This window comes from Nonomuraea sp. AD125B, assembly GCF_041402765.1.
In the GTDB taxonomy this organism is placed as follows: domain Bacteria; phylum Actinomycetota; class Actinomycetes; order Streptosporangiales; family Streptosporangiaceae; genus Nonomuraea; species Nonomuraea bangladeshensis.
The window spans coordinates 1-1,037 of the sequence record NZ_JBGLOU010000048.1 but is presented as its reverse complement, the minus strand read 5'-3'; the positions used below and the strand labels follow the sequence as shown (position 1 = coordinate 1,037).

The 1,037-nt window shown below is 56.2% G+C and carries 1 rRNA gene; it reads left to right on the top strand.

Annotated features, from left to right (window positions below):
* Positions 1–1,037: ribosomal RNA gene (locus ACBR40_RS47065) — 23S ribosomal RNA — on the top strand; the annotation flags it as partial.

Here is a 1,037-nt window from a genome sequence, read left to right as displayed (position 1 = left end):
GTGAGTAGTGGTGAGCGAAAGCGGATGAGGCTAAACCGGGCGTGTGTGATAGCCGGCAGGCGTTGCATGTCCGGGGTCGTGGGACCCTCTGGTGGTTTCTGCCGGAACCGCAAGAAGTTATAAACCTTTGGGGTAGTTGAAAGCTCTGGGAAGGGCTGCCGTAGACCGTGAGAGCCGGGTAGACGAAACCTTGAAGGCTTCTGGAGGGGATCCCAAGTAGCACGGGGCCCGAGAAATCCTGTGTGAATCTGCCAGGACCACCTGGTAAGCCTAAATACTCCCTGGTGACCGATAGTGCACGAGTACCGTGAGGGAAAGGTGAAAAGTGCCCCGGTGAGGGGTCGTGAAATAGTACCTGAAACCGTGTGCCTACAAGCCGTAGGAGCTTACATCAGCTTGCTGGTGTGTGATGTGACTGCGTGCCTTTTGAAGAATGAGCCTGCGAGTTATGGTGTGTGGCGAGGTTAACCCGTGTGGGGGAGCCGTAGCGAAAGCGAGTCTGAAGAGGGCGTTTGAGTCGCATGCTGTAGACCCGAAGCGGAGTGATCTACGCATGGGCAGGTTGAAGCTCAGGTAAGACTGGGTGGAGGACCGAACCCACCAGGGTTGAAAACCTGGGGGATGATCTGTGTGTAGGGGTGAAAGGCCAATCAAACTCCGTGATAGCTGGTTCTCCCCGAAATGCATTTAGGTGCAGCGTCGCGTGTTTCTTGCCGGAGGTAGAGCACTGGATGGCCGATGGGCCCGACAAGGTTACTGACGTCAGCCAAACTCCGAATGCCGGTAAGTGAGAGCGTGGCAGTGAGACTGCGGGCGATAAGGTTCGTAGTCGAGAGGGAAACAGCCCAGATCACCGACTAAGGCCCCTAAGCGTGTGCTAAGTGGGAAAGGATGTGGAGTCGCAGAGACAACCAGGAGGTTGGCTTAGAAGCAGCCACCCTTGAAAGAGTGCGTAATAGCTCACTGGTCAAGTGATTCTGCGCCGACAATGTAGCGGGGCTCAAGCACACCGCCGAAGTCGTGGCACTGACGAGACA